10 protein-coding genes are annotated in these 16,889 nt (G+C 60.8%); 5 read left to right on the top strand and 5 right to left on the bottom strand.

Annotation, left to right across the window (positions count from 1 at the left end; all coding sequences use genetic code 11):
- The first annotated feature begins 203 nt into the window (after positions 1 to 203).
- The gene (locus ACVIHF_RS23315; protein WP_456780062.1) at positions 204 to 3,563 is read left to right on the top strand and encodes an adenylate/guanylate cyclase domain-containing protein; all 3,360 of its coding nucleotides are present in this window, start codon (positions 204 to 206) and stop codon (positions 3,561 to 3,563) included.
- Between the two features lie 68 nt (positions 3,564 to 3,631).
- On the opposite strand, the gene ACVIHF_RS23310 is transcribed toward ACVIHF_RS23315, so the two are convergent.
- Positions 3,632 to 4,942 carry a patatin-like phospholipase family protein gene (locus tag ACVIHF_RS23310; protein WP_456792609.1) on the bottom strand — a complete coding sequence of 437 codons (1,311 nt, stop codon included), beginning with the start codon at positions 4,940 to 4,942 and terminating at the stop codon, positions 3,632 to 3,634.
- A gap of 917 nt (positions 4,943 to 5,859) precedes the next feature.
- Positions 5,860 to 6,753 (bottom strand): LysR substrate-binding domain-containing protein, encoded by an 894-nt coding sequence (locus ACVIHF_RS23305; RefSeq protein WP_456780064.1) that lies wholly within the window; start codon positions 6,751 to 6,753, stop codon positions 5,860 to 5,862.
- 169 nt (positions 6,754 to 6,922) lie between these two features.
- Between ACVIHF_RS23305 and ACVIHF_RS23300 the strand changes: the two genes are divergently transcribed.
- Both ACVIHF_RS23300 and ACVIHF_RS23295 read left to right on the top strand, forming a co-directional pair.
- Entirely contained in the window at positions 6,923 to 8,311 is a 1,389-nt protein-coding gene (locus ACVIHF_RS23300) for an MFS transporter (protein WP_456792608.1), read from the top strand.
- Between the two features lie 52 nt (positions 8,312 to 8,363).
- A complete protein-coding gene (locus tag ACVIHF_RS23295; RefSeq protein ID WP_456792607.1) occupies positions 8,364 to 9,407 on the top strand; it encodes a CapA family protein in 1,044 nt (347 codons plus the stop codon).
- Positions 9,408 to 9,774: 367 nt separating this feature from the next.
- On the opposite strand, the gene ACVIHF_RS23290 is transcribed toward ACVIHF_RS23295, so the two are convergent.
- From ACVIHF_RS23290 to ACVIHF_RS23280, 3 genes are all read right to left on the bottom strand, one after another.
- Entirely contained in the window at positions 9,775 to 11,934 is a 2,160-nt protein-coding gene (locus ACVIHF_RS23290; protein WP_229158476.1) for a N,N-dimethylformamidase beta subunit family domain-containing protein, read from the bottom strand.
- A 177-nt stretch (positions 11,935 to 12,111) separates the two neighbouring features.
- A complete protein-coding gene (locus ACVIHF_RS23285; RefSeq protein ID WP_456792606.1) occupies positions 12,112 to 13,056 on the bottom strand; it encodes a phosphotransferase enzyme family protein in 945 nt (314 codons plus the stop codon).
- Positions 13,057 to 13,092: 36 nt separating this feature from the next.
- On the bottom strand, positions 13,093 to 13,902 hold the full coding sequence (locus ACVIHF_RS23280; RefSeq protein WP_245311788.1) for an HAD-IIA family hydrolase: 810 nt from the start codon (positions 13,900 to 13,902) through the stop codon (positions 13,093 to 13,095).
- 341 nt (positions 13,903 to 14,243) lie between these two features.
- Here ACVIHF_RS23280 and ACVIHF_RS23275 point away from each other — a divergent pair, with 341 nt between their 5' ends.
- Complete coding sequence (locus ACVIHF_RS23275; protein WP_092083051.1) at positions 14,244 to 15,806, top strand: ABC transporter substrate-binding protein; 1,563 nt, start codon at positions 14,244 to 14,246, stop codon at positions 15,804 to 15,806.
- 101 nt (positions 15,807 to 15,907) lie between these two features.
- Positions 15,908 to 16,888 carry an ABC transporter permease gene (locus tag ACVIHF_RS23270; RefSeq protein ID WP_092083050.1) on the top strand — a complete coding sequence of 327 codons (981 nt, stop codon included), beginning with the start codon at positions 15,908 to 15,910 and terminating at the stop codon, positions 16,886 to 16,888.
- Position 16,889: the final 1 nt, after the last annotated feature.

Raw genomic sequence — 16,889 nt, 5'->3', positions numbered from 1 at the left:
GCGCTTACGTTGAGTTGGCTGATGCACGGTCGAAGGCGCGCGCGATCGGGGCCCCATGGCATCGCTTGGCAGCGCCCAGCTTTCGCCGGAGCCAATGTGTTAAACTGGCTGAGATGTCTCGCGATCGGTGCTTCCATTTGCAGATGTGCCTTCGCAGGTCTCTGCAATGTGCTACCCTTATCCCTATTGGCCATAGGTATACCATGACAGGTATTGCAGAGTGGCTGGCATCGATCGGTTTGGGAGAGTACGCCGATCGTTTCGCAGAGAACGCTATCGACCTCTCGGTCGTCGGCGATCTCACGGAGCAGGACCTCAAGGACCTCGGCGTCCTGCTTGGGCACCGGCGCAAGATGCTGCGCGCGATTGCGGCACTTGAGGATGATGTCGCTGCATTGGACCAAGCGGCTGCCAAACCAGCGCCGCGAGACGGCGCCGAGCGGCGCCAAATCACGGTCATGTTTTGCGATCTGGTGGGCTCGTCCGCACTTTCGGCCCGGCTGGACCCGGAGGACTTGCGCTCGATAATCGGCGACTATCACGCCTGCATCGCTGAGGTTATCGCCCGGAGTGAGGGCGTTATCGCGCGCTACATGGGGGATGGCGTGCTTGCCTATTTCGGCTACCCCCTGGCGCACGAGGACGATGCCGAGCAGGCGACACGTGCGGGGCTGTCACTGGTCGATGCCGTGGCCAACCTTCAGACAGATATCGGCACCAAGCTGCAGGTTCGCGTTGGCATCGCTACCGGTATGGTCGTCGTGGGCGATCTGATCGGCGAAGGCGCCGCCAAGGAGCAGGCGGTGATCGGTGAGACACCGAATCTGGCTGCTCGTCTGCAGCAGTTCGCCGAGCCCGGTACGGTGCTGATCTCCGAGAGTACGCGCCAGCTCACCGAAGGATATTTCGAATACTGCGATCTCGGCTCCATCGCGCTGAAAGGATGGGCGGAGCCAATACCTGCCTGGCAGGTGCTCGGGACGACTGGAGTCGAAAGCCGCTTTGAGGCTCAGCACAGGACTCGATTGACGCCCTTGATCGGGCGAGACGAGGAGATCGAGTTGCTGTTGCGGCGCTGGCAGCACGCCTCTTCGGGCGAAGGTTGCGTAGTGGTTCTAACTGGTGAGCCAGGTATCGGTAAGTCGCACATCGCGCTGGCGCTTCAAGAGCGGCTCCAAGCCGAACCACACATTACGGTCCGCCATTTCTGCTCGGCGCACCATACCAACAGTGCGTTGTATCCGTTCATCGACAATCTCGAACGTGCTGCCCGGTTCGAAAGAGGCGAAGCGCCGACGGAGAAGTTTGCCAAGCTTGAAGCTCTGCTGTTGCGGTCTGGCGCCGATGCAGATCGTGTGGTGCCGGCTCTAGCAAACCTTCTGTCGCTACCGGTCAGTGACCGCTACCAGCTGTCCGAGCTCAGTCCGCAGAAACGCAAGGAGATGACGTTGGCGGCATTCTCGGCTCAGCTCGAAGCGTTGGCGGCGCGGCAGCCAGTGTTCATCATCTTTGAGGATGCCCATTGGTCGGACCCGACTTCGATGGAGCTGCTCACGATTACACTGGAAAAGGTACCACGACTCCGAGTGCTGCTGCTCATCACCGCGAGACCAGAGTTCACGCCGCCCTGGCCTGGTCATGCACATGTGACGACCGTCTCGCTTACACGTCTGAACCGGCGCAACGGGGCGGCCTTGATCGAGCGCGTCACGGCAGGCAAGACGCTCCCGGAGGAGGTCTTGGACCAAATCCTCGCTCGCACCGACGGCGTGCCCCTGTTCGTCGAGGAACTGACCAAGGCGGTGCTCGAAACCGGCTTGCTGCAGGAGCGAGACGACCATTACGTGGTCAGCGGTCCGCTACCCTCGTTGGCGATTCCAACGACATTGAACGCATCGCTGATGGCTAGGCTCGACCGATTGGCCCCCGTGAAGGAAGTTGCTCAGATCGGCGCCGTTGTGGGGCGCGAGTTCTCGTACGAACTGCTGAGCGTGGTCGCCAAGCTGCCAAGGCAACGGCTTGAGGAGGCGCTTGCCCAGTTGGTTCAGGCGGAGTTGATATTCTGCCGAGGCGAGATACCCCGGGCGGTCTACACCTTCAAGCATGCGCTCGTGCGGGACGCTGCCGAAGCGGGACTTCTGAAGAGCCGACGCGCAGCGCTGCATGCCGCCGTCGCCAACGCTTTCGAGCAACGATTCCCGGAAATTGTGGAGTCTCAACCCGAGACTCTCGCACTCCACCTTACCGAGGCGGGATTGTTCGAAAAGGCGGGACAATATTGGCTCCAGGCAGGCAAGAAAGCGGCCATGCGCTCCGCCAACCTCGAAGCGATCGCACACTTGCGCAAAGGCATTGAGGTCTCGGCCCATTTGGCCGACGGTGCGCTTAAAGACCGGCTGGAGCTTGATTTCCAGTACGCGCTCGGGCCCTGCCTCATTGCCACCCAGGGGCCGGCCTCGCCCCAGGCGGTGGCGACCTTTGCGCGAGCGCGCGAGCTGTGCCAGCGGCTCGGAGATCCCCCCGAGCGACTACAAATCATGTTTTGGTTGACCACCGCGAGCGTCATTCGCGGCGAGTTGCCGGTCGCCGAGGAAATGATCTCGGTGTTGCTCGATCTTGCGGAGGGTCGGGGTGATCGACCAACGTTGCTCAACGCGATGCGTGGGCAAGGGATGATACGCCTTTTCATGGGAAATCTCGTAGGTGCCCAGGAGGTGATCGAACGGGCCTTCGAAGCGTTCGAAGCGAGCAGCGAGCATGATAGATTGGCGGCGCGTGCTGCCGGCCAGGATGCGGGTGTGGCCGACCTGGCTCTGATGTCATGGGCGCTCTGGCTGCAGGGCCGTGCTGATACGGCACTCGCGCGTGTAAATGCCGCCCTTCAGCGTGCCGACGTCATCAGTCATCCGCATTCGCAGGCCTATGGATGCTATTATGCATCCATTCTCCACGCTCTTCGGGGTGACTTCCGAAAGGCACACCGTTATGCTGATCGTTGTCTCGCCTTGTCGGAAGAACTCGGATTCCGGCAGTGGCGAGGATTGGCTCGCGCCATCCGGGGGATAAGCGCCACCTTCCTTGATCCTTCGTCCGCTGCGCTCGAGGAAATCCGCGCGGCGATGAACGAATATCGCGGCGCGGGCTATCAGCTTGGCATCACAGCCCTGTATGTGCTCCTGAGTGCCGCTTTGTTGTCGAGCCATCAAAGCGAAGCCGCGCTCGAACTGATTGAGCAGGGTCTCGCTACAACCGGCCGCAATAGCGAACGGATATTTGAGGCCGAGCTGTATCGATTGAAGGCGCGCGTATTGCTCGTCCGCGATGCACCGGAGGCCAGCACCGATGCACGATCACTGCTCGATCACGCATTGACAACTGCAAAAAGCCAACGCGCCAAGGCCCTTGAACTTCGAGTAGCAGTAGACCTCGCCAACTTGTGGATCGATCAGGGCAGAACCAGCGAAGCGCTCGACCAGCTCGTGCCCATCTACGGCTGGTTCGTCGAGGGTCTTGAAACGCAGGATCTGAAGCAGGCAAAGGCATTACTCGACCGACTGCAGTAATTGCGCCTCGACTGCGGATATTGGAGCTTGGCTCAGCAGGTCGGCCTCAAGGCTGCTTTACCTTGCCGTTACGCAGCCCGCCTTCGACATTCGTGATATGCCTCCTTAACCTCTCGCCATCCCGCCTCATCGCTTTCCGCAGGATTCTCATTTATGAAATGTGGCCCGTCATGCGGCGGACGTTTTCCGTCTTCGTAGTATGCCTTGATTGCTTGTTCAGCAGCGATCCTTCCCAACTTTCTCCCGCTGTCCAGGTTGCTGTGGTTCCATTTGAAACTGATGTGCCCCGGCACATGAATCTCGACGATTGTGCCCTTCCACGGATGCTCTCCGGATTTTGGCTTGTCGTACCGCACGTGGTATTTGAAGAGCTTGACATCATCTTCGCCAACGGTCGCTGCGAACAATTGGCAGAGATTGGCCAGGGCATCGTGAAGGTTTTCCGGTTTGCGGACTTGCTTTGAATCGACGATCCTGCTCACCCATATCTCGTCCAGCTCATCGCCCGGCTTATGATGCTCCTGGAGCAAGCTCTCGAAGTTGACCGTATCGACCAGTGCTCCTTCGCAGTAGGTAACTCCGTCGATCTCTACGGTTTCTTCGACGAAGGGAAGGGCTGAACACGCACATAAGCTGGATGCGCTGATAGGCACTTTGTACTCTTTCCCGTCGACCTTCTTGTTCTCATCGACCTTCTTGGGCATTGGGCGGTTGGAAAACAACGCGAGTTTATGCTCATCGAGATTCCAGGCGTTGTGGAATATGAATGGCTTTTCGGGTCTTCCCAGCGCGTCGAAATTTATGCTCTTCATAAACTGGCTGTGTGGATAGTTAATCCTGGAGAGGCCGGTGACTTGGGACAGATACATCATTGACGTTAGGTAACGAACGAAAGGATTTGGTGCCAGCACCTGATTAAGAACCCATCTGTTTACGTCTCCCTCATCCGGGCTCGTGAACTTCTTCCCGCCGTCCGTGTCGGGCTGTTGAGCGAACCAGAGCGACATGGATTCCCTGAAGGCATTCGCGACCCTGTTTGGGTCCCACAAATCCTTATAGGTATTGGGATCTGCGACGAAGTTGGTCAGAGCCTTGCCGATGCTTTCCCAATCCGGGCCGAACACCGTGTTTATGGGAAAGCGCCTATAGCTTTCGTCGTCCCGAAACACGCCATTCTTGAAGAATTGATGGGTCTGTTTCGCCCTGTCCTTATTGTCAACGTTGTCAAACTGATTGTAGACGATCCCAACCCAGGCGCCGATGCAGGACAATGCCCACACGTCAAAGGTTATACCTGCGTTGGCAAGAGCTTCCAGAACTCCAATGTGCAGCCCTGCCGCCGGACCACCACCGCCGAGCGTAATCGCCCTCTTCACCATTGGTTCCTCCATCAAATTTTTTGCATGGCTTATTCTCTGATCAAGTTTCTGAACCGCGTAAAACTAAAAGACTGGTCGTTTGCTGGGTCCGCGGGCTTTCGGCCGCACCGAATGCCGTTGAATCCAACTCGACAACTCATTGATCGCAGCGTTGCGAAACACAATACGTGCGACGGAACGGTGGACGTCGAGGTTCGGCGCCTTCTCGAGCCTGCTGATCGCACTGGGCGCACGCCGGCCAAGAGCTCGAGCAAGCGTATCGCGGTCTGGCCCGCCCATTTGTGAACCAATTCACGGAAGATATTTATCGCTGATGTTAGTAGGGGAGATGTTGTCCAATTGTGGCTTCCGCTTCTGGCCCATCGCGACATATTGCGCTGCCGCACGAACTTGGTCGCTATAGGAGCAAAGCGGACGTAGTCACCAGTCACATGAGGCCGTCGGATCTATAGGCCACTCTATACGATGGGCAGGCCGAATGCGCCGCGTGGCAGGCTCAATCTCTTCAGACAGACGGGTCTTCTTTGGCCCAGGGGCCGCGCGGAGGATAAAGCACGTCCAGCCTGTCGCAGACCTTGGCCAGACTGTTCCCGGTAATTCCGAATTCCTCGGCCGGCCGGATCCATTCACCAAGCCATTGATGTAGAAGCAATAAAACATCAGCGCCAAGGCGTGGCGAGATCCCCCTAACCTTCGCGGACCAGCCGCCTTCGCTTCTGGCAGATGCCCAGCTCGATACGAGTATAGGCCTGACGAACAAAATAAGCCGAGATTTCGAGAGGAAATCCCTGCCTAGCTAGAGCAACGTGACACCTGAAGTGCGTCGCCAAGGCAAATGGCGATCCAAGCGCCGTCGGCGAGCTCGCAGCGATGCTGATTTGACAATGGCAGAACAAGATCTTGCCGATGGAGAAACGTCAATTCTGTGTCCTGGTTTCGGACAGCAGCCAGTCGCGGAATGCAGCAATCTCCGGCCTGCCAACGTCGGTTTCGCGGCCGACGAGGTGGTAACTGTCGGCGGTTCGTGCCACCAGCGGATGGATCGCCAATAGTCGCCCCGCTTTGAGATCGTCCTGGACCAGTTCCAGATGCGCCACCGCGATGCCGAGCCCGTCGATCGCCGCTTGATAGGCTAGCGAGGAATTGCCGAACGACAGTCCTTCGCGAAAGCTCCCGGGTGTGACGTCCGCCGCCTCAAACCAGATCCGCCAATCGTGCGGGCGCTTCATTGAATGAAGTAACGTACGGTCGAGCAGCTCTCGTGAATCGTGCACGGGTGGATGCTTGTTGAATTCGGCGGGGCTACAAACCGGCAGCAGCTCGATCGGAAACAGCGTGTCGTAACGCACGCCGGGCTTTGGAATGGCGGGAGTCTGGATGGTGAAGTCCACCTCGCCAGCGCTCACATCGACGAGATCGTTGGCGATCGTGACCTGCACATTGATGCTTGGGTAAAGGGTATGGAAGCGCGCGAGCCGCTTGACCAGCCATTTCATCGCCACCGTGGGAAACAGCCGTATCCGCACCACGCGATTCTGCTTGTCCCGGCGGCTGACCTGGGTCGCGAGTTCGATGCGATCAAAGGCTTCGGCAATGGCCTGCGCGTACTGTTCGCCCTGCGTCGTCAGCTTGACGTCGCGTTGATTACGGACGAACAGGCGCAGGCCAAGGAAGGCTTCGAGTTGGGCGATATGCCGGCTGACGGCGCCCTGCGAGACGTTGAGTATTTTGGCGGCGTGGGTGAAGTTCTCGGAGCGGGAGGCGACCTCGAAGACGCGAAGTGCATTCAGCGGGGGCAATTTTCGGGCCATCAGCGCCTCCCACTGAGGGCTGATCGCGTCCGCGCCGCATTCTCTGTGTTGCTCTGAAGATAAGTCATCGTCGTGATGAGTAAATTAGCATACTCGGCCCAAAGCATTCCGCTTATTTTGCCCGCATAAGCGGCGCTGAACGCCGCTACTTGCGGGAGAAACGCTTTCTATGACCACCCCCGTTAACGCCGCGGGCCGGCTTGACCGGCTCCCGATGGGCGCATTCCAGTGGCGGATTCTCAGCCTGATCGGCCTCGGGATGTTCTTCGACGGTTTCGACAACCAGATGGCCGCCGGCGTGTTGGGCGCCCTCGTTAAGGAGGGCTGGTCGAACATGGAGACCAATGCCCACTACATTTCCATCACCTTTGCCGGCCTCGCCATTGGCGCGCTGATGACGGGGTTGGTCGGTGACCGGTTCGGCCGGCGTTTTGCCTATCAGTTCAATCTTCTGATTTTCGGCAGCATGTGCCTGCTCTCGATGCTCGCGCCCTCGATGACCTGGCTGATGGCGATGCGTTTCTTCATGGGAGTAGGGATCGGCGCAGAATATGTCTGCGGTTACGGCATGGTCAGCGAGTTTGTGCCGCCGCAACGGCGCGGTTGGGCGCTTGGCCTGATCAGCCTGGTGTCGATGGCATCGACATTCGCCGTGAATTTTACCGGACTATTCGTCATTCCGGCACTGGGATGGCGGCCGATGTATCTGATCGGCGGTTGCGGCGCATTATGGGTCTGGTTCCTGCGCCGCAAGCTTCCGGAGTCGCCGCGCTGGCTCGAAGCGCGCGGCCGTTATGAAGAAGCCGAAAAGATCATGCAGGATATCGAAGCTGAAGCCTCGAAGGCGGGGCCGCTCTCGCCGGTGACATCAGTGGCCGCGCCTGCGCCGGCCCGGGTACCGATCTCCATCCTGTTCTCGCGCGGCGTCGTCACCCGCACCTTGCTCGCGATGGCGGTTTGCATCACCTGCCTGGTCGGTTCCTACAGCTTCTCCTATTGGGTGCCGACCTTCTTCGTCAAACAGGGGCTGAGTGTCACGAAGTCGCTCAGCTTTGCGACCGTCATGGCGCTGGGCAGTTCGCTCGGGCCGCTGGTCGGCATGCTGACCTCCGACTGGATTGGACGCCGTCGCGGCACCATGTTTGCGGCCTTATGGTGTGGCGTGTTCGCGCTGGCGTATTCGCAGCAGAGCGACCCCGCCTGGGTGCTGATCTTTGGCTTCCTGTTGCAGGGCGGCATGAGCCTGATGATCGGCTTCGGTCTCGGCGGCTACACGCCGGAGTTGTTTGCAACCGAATATCGCTTCCGCGGCTCTGGCATCGCCCAAATGACGGGGCGGATTGCTGTCATCGCATCGCCCTACATGGTTGTGTCGCTCTATGACAATTATGGTCTCCCATCAGTGCTCTACGCCATTGCGTCGCTTTATCTGCTGTTAGCGCTTGGTATTCTCTTGTTCGGTATCGAAACCAACCAGCGCTCCCTGGAATCGATCGCGCCAGCGCGCGATGGCGAAGCGGCGGTGACAACATCGCGCTCCGCTGAAAGCGCGGCCTGATCTGATCGCAATCCCGACATCCACACCAGAGCTCACGAAAAAGGAACTGCACATGGATCAAACGCTGCTCATCTTGGGCGATACCAACATCCAGAACCGCGAAGATCCTTTCAGCGCATTCGTCAATGTGCGTGACGTGCTGACATCGGCCGATGTCTTGTTCGGACAGCTGGAAGGTCCGCTTGCCGAGCCCTCGATCGATCCCGCGCGGCCCGATATCCCGCACAAGAAGGGTTGGCGCCATTCGGGCGCCAAGGTAGGTCCGGCGCTCAAGAAGGCGGGCTATGTCGGCGTGAGCTGCGCCAGCAACGTCGCCTATCCCGCGAGCGCCGCCGTCGCCAGCGTCAAGGCGCTGGATTCGGCGGGGATCCTCCACTGTGGCGTTGGCGAAACGCTGGCCGAGGCCAGGAAGCCGGTAATCATCGAGAAGAACGGGGTTCGTTTCGGCTTCTTGAGCTACACATCGGTGTTCTGGCCGAGCAATCACGCCGCGTCAGCCAACAGCCCCGGATGCGTCACCATCAAGGCCCACGCCGCCTATGAGCCGGGCCCGCGCGCGCTGGAAATGCCGGGTGCTGAGCCGATCACGCATACATTCGCAGACGCCGACGAACTCGAGGCCATGCGGGACGATGTCCGCGCTCTGCGGACCAAGGTCGACCTTGTGATCCTTTCATGCCATTGGGGCGTGTCGTCCAAAGAGGAGCCAGTCGCATATCAGCGCGAAATAGCCCGAGCCGCCATCGACGTGGGGGCAGACATGGTGTTCGGCCACCATCCGCATGTGGTCCAGGCCGGCGAAATCTATCAGGGTAAGCCGATCTTCTACAGCCTTGGCAATTTTGCGTTCGACTGGGACGTTATGCGCGGCCGTCATCTCGATGGTCTGGCGCTGCGGTGCTTGATCGCGGGGAAGAAGATCACCGAAATTGAATTACTACCGGTCCGTCGCAACGAGCACAACGATATCTGCGTACATAGTGCAGACACCGGCGCGGGCAAGGACATCCTCGGCCGTTTCGAGCAGCTGAGCAGGAAACTCGGAGACTCAATCGTCTTGTCGAGGGCCACTCACCTGCGGCTTGAGGGTATGTAAGGTTAACGCGGCTGCTGACTCCCCCGAGCCGTTGTTTTGCCGAGCGATATCCAATCAGGGGAGCAAGAGGCCTCGCTCCTGACTGCGAGGAAAGCGCCTGCCGCCTGTCAAACATTCTCCTTGGGCGGAAAAGCCCTGGATTTTCCATGTACCACCGTATCGCACTCACCATGCGATGCTCGTCGCCTTTGTGAACTTGCGCGCGAACGAAAAAGAAGCACGTATCTGTGCGGTCGCCGCGCTGGGAGACAACGAGTATCCAGTAAGATGTTGATCTTCTTGCACTCAAACCTGCAACCAGAACGTATGAGTGGCCGAACGAGGGTCGTTGACCTTTCGTCTCAGGGGCGAAGTCGCACTGACGGTCTCATGCTCCGAGCACCGGCTCCTTGCCGGTGAAGGCCCTGAGTATATTCGCCGTCAGGCGCGAAAGACCGTTGTCGCAGCCGTTCCAGGCCAGCGCGCCGGCATAGGCGATGGAGCCGACCGAAAACACCCAGCCGCCTCCATCGATCGGAAACAGGACCATGTCCGATCTCACCACGTCAGGCCGCTGTGCGCCTCCCTGATCCGGGAGCGAAAGAGTGAGATCCTCGATGACGAGCTGATACTCGTTGCCAAGCCCGGTCGAAGTCCCGAGCACGTAGGCATGCTCGGGACTTCCGAGCGTAACGTCGTACCTGTCGACCTCGTCTCCCACCGCTCCACCCAGCACATAGCCGTAATCGCCGACGATTTCCTCAGTGATGCCGTCGAACAATTTCGCGGCGGGCGAATTGTAGCTCGCCTCCAGACGCCGATAGCCGCAGCCCTTCGACCATCCCTCCGATGCGAAGCCCACGCCCAGCATCTTGTTCGGGGCGCGGCCGCGCGTGCGCCAGATGCCGCCGGCTTCAGTCGTCGCAACATGGGTCCGTTCGCCATAGGGGGCATCCCAGCAGCGCGTGCCGCTGTTGTCGCGGCGCACCTCGATGACCCAGGGCTTTGCACCGAGCCGGCTCGTTACCCAGTAGAAGCCGTTGCCGCCAAGATACATGACCCGTCCGCCGTCATGCAGGTATCCGTCGAGGATATCGAGGCCGGTTCGTGTCCAGTATTCCGGGTGCGAGCCCGTGACGATCGCTGCGTACCGGTCGGCCAGGTTGCGGCCGCCACGTTCGAAATCCTCGTCGGTTGCGACATGATATTCGATGCCGAGGTGCTCCAGCCATTCGACGATGTACATGTCGACGGGAAAGTGACGGTATGAGCCCGTTAGCCAGTTCGGAAAACCAGGGCGGACGTTGAACAGCGGTCGTCTGCGGCCCGAATAGCGAACCGGCGTTCCGTCGGCATGGGTATCGTAGCAGGAGCGGCCCGGCTCGGGATGTGAGAACAGGTACTGTTCGTCCTCGGGCACCACCTTGTCATGAGGCATCACCGATGAGAAATCGAGCGAAGCCAGGTGGTCGTTCGCATAGGCCAGATAGGTGTTGGTCGGCACCAGGAACAGCACGGGTGCCGAGGTGCCCAGGACCGGTCTGACAAACAGCGGAAAATGATTGCGGCGTCCGCCGGCCTCGAGCCGAACTGCGTAGACTCCGCTTTGAAGGTCCTCCGGCAGGCGGAATTCGAGATTATACCTCCAGCCGGCATCCACCATGTCGTCGTCGTGGAATTGCAGCGCACAGTACTGCTCGGGAACTTCGACGAAGGAGTCGCTTCGCCCGTCCCAGTTGCGTCCGGTCACACCGCGCTCGACGCCGTTGACAAGGTGCCCCTGTTCGCCTCCAGCGTCCGGCTCAATCGTCTCCGACGCGAAGTCCCTGCCGAGTTTCCATGCTGCCCATGCCGGCTGCGTGGGAGTCTTCCCCGCGTGCCATGCGGCGATCATCTCGGCGGATGGCTTCGCGAGGTGCAGCGTTGGCGAGTCGATCTTGCCATTATATGGCTCCAGCGGCGACCCGGACCGGCCGATGCCGGCCGCCGCGAGCAGGAGCGTTGCCGCATTTGCCGTCGCGCCGGTTGCCGCGCGGAGCGTGCGTTGTGCCCCAACCTTGGCATCAAGACGCCTGAGGTCGATGCAGACCTCGCCGTCGCCGATGGTAGTCAGGATCGAATACCAGTGTTTGGCGATGATCGCATCCGGCAAGACTGCGAGCGTTGCGCTGCCCATTCGAAGCGCAAGACCGCCTGAGATGATGACGAGCGCGACGTCGCCAATCGACCAGATGGCCTGGGGCGCGCTCCGCTCGGGGACGGTCGGCCATGCCCAGCAATGGACGCTGATCGCCGCATCGTTGATCGGTGAGGGAAGCGGAAATTCGGCGTGCGAGCCGACCACCGTGGATTGCACGCCGCCGGAAACGGTGCGGTCGAGCACCGACGAGAAATCGACCACCTTGCCCTCGATCGCTTCGTCGCGCCCGGGACCCGAGACCAGTCGCACGAGGCTTGCGCGGACGGTGGCGTGCGGCGTGCTGATCGCGAGCCGGACGACATCGCCGGGCTCGCAGGACCACTCCTCGAAATAAGCCTGGATATCCATCTGACGCCGCCCACGCTCGCTGGTTAAGTCCGCTTCGGACGCGCAATGTCCGAGCGCGCGCCCATCATTCGCGGATCAAAGCCGGCGGGGAAACATCTGTTGCGGCATTCTGGAGTCCGGGAGCAACAACACTGGAGAAGCGGACAGGCGCGCCGCGGCTGGTCCCGAAAGTCCGCGTCACAATCCGCGCAGGAACCGGTCGCCGAGCGCGACCGTTCCGTCGGTGTAGCCCGTACCCAGGCGTCGCGCGGTTTCGGTGTCCGAATGCGAAGCGAGCCAGGCCGTCAGCAGCATGCGCCTGAGCATCACGAACGCAGGCAGCATGGCCTCGTCGTCGCGCGAGACCGGTGCGACGGTCCGGTATCCCGCAAGCCACGACTGCTGGAGCAGGTCCATCACCGGCTCGTGCTCGATGAAGCTGACGGCCGCGGCGAAGTCATAGAAGAACCACGAGAAGCCGCAATCGTCGAAGTCGATGACGCCGAGCCGGTCGCCTTCGACGAGCAGGTTGGCGAGGCGGAGGTCGGCGTGAACGAGGCCAAACCGCTGCTCGCCCCGTCCGTAAGCCTCGACGCGCCGTTCAAGTTCGTCGGCGACCCTTTGCAGTAGCCTGCGGCCATCGTCGCGCAGGCCAAGACCGGCGCGCCAGTCACCCCATAGTGGCCGGCGGCCCAGCATGGCATCGAAATCCCAGACCTTGCGCTGGAACGTTGATGGCATTGTCCATCGGCGGCTGTGCGCGTGAAGCCGCGCGCTGGTCGCGCCGAGCTTGCCGAACCAGGTGGCCAGATCGTCCGAGGCGTCCGGCTCCTTGCCGCTGAGGAATTCGAATGCAACGACGTGTCGTGTCGCGCCACTCAGGGGAATGGGGCATAACAGGTGTCCCTCCCGATCGGCGACCGGGCGCGGCGTGAGCACCACGTTGTCTGCGATCACGGCGTCGATCCAGGCGAGCTCGGACGCAATCTCGTCAGGCGAGTGATAGCCGGGCCGCTGCACGCGCAACACGAGTTTTTGCCGAGCGGCCGGATCCTGCGCGAGAAAGGGTGGTGTTCTCGGAATGGCTGAGAAAGGCGAGCGTCGATTGCGATGATAGTCCCCAGCGCGGCAGGCTCGCGGCAAGAGAGGCCTGCATGCTCTCGATGAGGCCGGGAGTCATCATCGCGGCCAACCGACCGTCTCGGGTTCCGCGAGGTCAAGAAGGCTCGCGATGATGCGATCGGGAACGACGTCCGCCACCGCATTGAAAGGGACGTCGCTGGCGAGCAGGATCGACCGCATGCCGGCGGCCTTTCCTGCTGCGATATCGGTGCCGATCTGGTCGCCGACCATGACGGTCTCATGCCGGGCGGTGCCGAGATGCGCCAGCGCCTGTTCGATCAGGAACGGTTGCGGCTTGCCTAGCACGATCGGCTTCGTATTGGGAACGGCCGCTGCAACCGCGGCCGTGATCACGCCGACGCAGGGATCGTAGCCGTCATGAACCGGCGTCAGGACATCGGGATTGGTGGCGATGACGGTTGCGCCGGCGAGTGCGGCCCTGACCGCGGTGCGCAGCTTGGCGTAGTCGAGCGTGGCATCGAAGCCGAGCACGACGATCTTGGGCTTGACGTCGGTCAGGTGATAGCCAATGTCCTCGATCGCCTCGAGCAGTGGTCGTTCGCCGATCGCAAACACGGGCGTGGTGCGCGGCCAGCGCCGTTCGAGCAGGGACGTGACCGCCGAAATCGTCGTGAAGACCTGTGACGGTTCGGCCGGAATGCCGATGCGGCTCAGCTTGGCGGCAAATTGCGCGGCGGATTTCGTCGAATTGTTGGTGACGAACGCATAGGGCAGGCCCCGCTCGCTCCATCCGCGAAACGCCTTGACGGAGTCGTCGATCGGAGTGTCGCCGCGATAGGCGACGCCGTCGAGATCCGAGATGACGCCGCGAATGGGATGGTTGGCCGGAGCAATGCGCTGTTCCAATGCTGGGATTCCGTTCAGTTCCGCGAGCGTGATCATATGGTTGCCTGCATGGCGTTGCTGCTCTGTGCATCCATGATTTGTGTGCTGCACATTGGAAAGGCGTCCTTGCCTTGCCGTTGTGCGCCATGCTTCCGGGAGCGGAAAATCTCCGTGCGCGACTGCGGCGCCCCGGGAGTGTCAGCAACGGAATCGTGGAGCAGCAGGAATCGGGCGATTGCGGCCTTTGGTCTAGGCTTTGCAGGCGTGAAAGCCACGATTTGTGCAAGACGATCGAAACGGCTGAGTGCCTTGCGGCCTCGAGAGCAGTTTCAGCGTTGCCGAAATCATCGAGGGATTACCATATGATCAACCGCAGAGACTTGATGTTAGGGGGATTGGCCGGGGCCGCGGCGTTCGGCTTCGGGCGGGTCAATCCCGACTTTCTTGTGAATTCCGCCTTTGCCGCCGAAGGCAAGACACTGCGCTTTCTCGGCGCGGAAGCGCTGACCGGCAACTGGGACCCAACCACCCATACCAATCTCGGCCAGCTCATCGTCGAGGGCTTCGTGTTCGGCTATCTGACGCGGGCGCCGATGCGGCCGGAGAAGCCGGACGAGCTGATCTTCGAGCTGGCTGAATCGATGAAGCCCATCGACACCTATACGATGGAGGTGAAACTCAGAAAGGGCGTCAAATTTCACGACGGGACCCCGTTCACAGCGGCCGACGTCAAGGCGACCTATGAATATGGCTGCCAACCCGATCGTCCGGCGCAGTGGTACCCCGGTCTCGTCACCGTCGACGTCGTCGACGACTACACCTGCCACATCAACACCAAGGCGCAGGGCTATCCGGCGACGCTCTACTACTACCTGTCGTCCTTCCTGCCGATCATGTCGGCCAAGGACGTTGCCAACAAGGCGCAGCTCTCGGCGCGCATGAACGGCACGGGCCCCTACAAATATGTCGAGCAGAAAGGTGACACCACCGTTCTCGCCGCCAATCCCGACTTCTTCCTCGGCGCAGCGAAGATCCCGGGTGTCGAGTATCACTTCGTCGGTGACACCACGACGCGCACGCTGTCGTTGTTGAACGGCGAGGCCGACATCATCGAGCGGCTCGAGCAGGAGCAGGTCGAGACCATCTCGAAGGATGCCCGCTTCAGCATCCACAAGGCGGTTTCGGTCGAGAACAAATACCTGTTCTTCCGCTGCTCGAAGAAGCCGTTCGACGATCCGCGCATTCGCCTCGCCGCATGCTACTCGATCGACCGCAAGCAGGTGCTCGACGTGCTCGGCGTCTCCGGCATCTATTCCAAGGCGCACATCTCGCCGGTCAAGTTCGGCTATGCCGAGGTGGCCGACTATCCTGAATTCGATCCGGACAAGGCGCAGAAGCTGCTCGCGGAGGCCGGCTTCCCCAAAGGCCAGGGCCTGCCCGAGCTCACCTATTACACGTCGGTCGGCTTCTATCCGAAGACGAAGGAATATGCCGAGTTGATTACCGGCATGCTCCAGGAGCAGGGGTTCAAGGTCAATCTGCAGACGCTCGAAGTCGCGGCGTGGGGTAATTTGCTTTACGACAAGCCCGGCGGCGGTGAGGGCAACATGATCGACTGCGGCTGGTGCACCGGCTCGCCCGAGCCGGATCTCGTCCTGCGCACCCACTTCCACTCCTCCTCCAAGCGCATCACCGGCATCGTCGACAAGGACATCGACGCGGTGCTGGACAAGGAGCGCAACGCCACGACAATCGAGGAGCGCAAGAAGATCCTGCAGACCGAGACGCTGCCGACCATCGCCAAGAAGGCCCCGGCGCTCGCGTTGTTCACCTCGGTCTTCATCCATGCCTACAGCAAGAAGCTGGATGGTCTGTACATCTATCCGAACGGCATGCAGGACATGACCAAGGCAACATTGGCATGATGATTGCTCGGCCGGCCGGGTACGCCCGGCCTGCCGGTTCGCGAACGCAGGCCGGACTGGTCGGGTCTGGTCCTCATGAATTGCAAGGGTAGCTCTTCTCGATGTTGATCCTGGAATTCCTGGTCAAGCGGATCGCGCAGGGCATCCTGATCGTCTTCATCACGTCGTTGATCATCTTCACGCTGCTGCGCGTGGTGCCGGGCGATCCCGTGCGCCTGATCGTCGGCGGCATGGCGCCGGCCGACGTGGTCGAGAAGGTCGCGACCAAGATGGGGCTGCGCGACCCCATCATCGTGCAATATGGTCGGTACATGCGCGGGCTGGTACAGGGCGATCTCGGGCAATCCTATTTGCGGCCGCGCAGCGGCATGATCGCGACCGGCGGGCAGTATGTTGACCCGACCAAGTCGGATATGGCGCCGGTGATCGATCTCATCCTCGAACGCCTGCCGTTCACGCTGCAACTGGGCGGAATGGCGCTCGTGTTCGCGCTGCTGCTGTCGTTTCCGATCGGCATCGCGGGCGGGCTGCACCAGCATCGCTGGCAGAATGCGTTGGCGTTCGGAATGCAGTCGCTGTTCGTCTCGATTCCGAATTTCTGGCTCGCGATCGTTCTGATCCTGTTTCTGTCGGTGAAGCTGAAGCTGCTGCCGGCGCTCGGTTACCAGGGATTTTCCTATGTCATCCTGCCGGCCTTCGTGCTCGCGGTGGAGATCGCCCCCTTCATCATCCGCACGCTGACGACCTCGCTCGGCGAGGTCATGCAAGCGCCGTTCATCGATGAGGCGCGGGTGCGCGGCCTGTCTCGCCGCCGCATCGTCTATTCGCACGCCCTGCGCAACGCGGCAGTGCCGCTAGTCAACCTGCTCGGGATCCAGCTTTCGACGCTGATCGGCGGCGTTCTCGTGATCGAATACATTTTCGACTATCCTGGCCTCGGCAATCTGACCGTGGTCTCTGTCGTCGGGCGCGACTTTCCGGTCATCCAGGGCATCGCCATCACGACCAGCGCCGTCTTTGTCTTCATCAATATCATCGTGGATTTGGTCGCCTATCTGGTCGATCCCCGCGTGGAGATCTGAG

The organism is Bradyrhizobium sp. USDA 4506 (genome assembly GCF_054058795.1).
This window is presented reverse-complemented; position numbering and strand designations above follow the sequence as displayed.

Bases quoted from the DNA above. Each gene is read 5' to 3' on its own strand.
- ACVIHF_RS23300 (WP_456792608.1), top strand. From the start codon at position 6,923: ATGACCACCCCCGTTAACGCCGCGGGCCGGCTTGACCGGCTCCCGATG.
- ACVIHF_RS23315 (WP_456780062.1), top strand. From the start codon at position 204: ATGACAGGTATTGCAGAGTGGCTGGCATCGATCGGTTTGGGAGAGTAC.
- ACVIHF_RS23290 (WP_229158476.1), bottom strand. From the start codon at position 11,934: ATGGATATCCAGGCTTATTTCGAGGAGTGGTCCTGCGAGCCCGGCGAT.
- ACVIHF_RS23305 (WP_456780064.1), bottom strand. From the start codon at position 6,753: ATGGCCCGAAAATTGCCCCCGCTGAATGCACTTCGCGTCTTCGAGGTC.
- ACVIHF_RS23295 (WP_456792607.1), top strand. From the start codon at position 8,364: ATGGATCAAACGCTGCTCATCTTGGGCGATACCAACATCCAGAACCGC.
- ACVIHF_RS23270 (WP_092083050.1), top strand. From the start codon at position 15,908: ATGTTGATCCTGGAATTCCTGGTCAAGCGGATCGCGCAGGGCATCCTG.
- ACVIHF_RS23275 (WP_092083051.1), top strand. From the start codon at position 14,244: ATGATCAACCGCAGAGACTTGATGTTAGGGGGATTGGCCGGGGCCGCG.
- ACVIHF_RS23310 (WP_456792609.1), bottom strand. From the start codon at position 4,942: ATGGTGAAGAGGGCGATTACGCTCGGCGGTGGTGGTCCGGCGGCAGGG.